Consider the following 552-nt stretch of genomic DNA (forward strand, 5'->3'; position numbering starts at 1 on the left):
TCGCGTTTGCGATCGCTTGAATGATCCACCAATCTTCTTTCGCCTCACCCGGCGCTTTCACTGCCGCATTAACGCGCTGCACGCGTCGCTCAGTATTGGTGAAGTGACCGGATTTTTCCGCAAATGAACAAGAAGGCAATACCACATCGGCGTACTGCGCCGTCTCGGTGAGGAAGATGTCTTGCACGACCAAGAAGTCGAGTGCTTCCAACCCTTCAATCACGTGTGCTTGGTTTGGATCACTCAGTACTGGGTTTTCGCCCATGATGTACATCCCGCGAACTTCTCGTTTGCACGCCGCATCGATGATTTCCGTTAGGGTAAGCCCTTGCTCAGAAGGTAAATTCGGCGCATCCCACTCAATCGCGAATTTCTGACGAACAATCGGGTTATACACTTTTTGATATCCCGGATAGCAGTTCGGCAAAGCGCCCATATCACACGCACCTTGTACGTTTGATTGACCGCGCAGTGGGTTAATACCACCCCCCTCAATACCGATGTTTCCACACAACAATTGCAGGTTTGCAATCGAACGAACGTAATCATTCC

General features: G+C 50.7%; 1 protein-coding gene. It reads right to left on the reverse strand.

Translation table 11 applies throughout. The features are described 5' to 3' along the window. The coding region (locus R7E78_RS29460; RefSeq protein ID WP_318059061.1) for a molybdopterin oxidoreductase family protein at positions 1-552 on the reverse strand (552 nt) is incomplete at both ends.

The sequence above is a fragment of the Vibrio sp. YT-19(2023) genome (assembly GCF_033337395.1).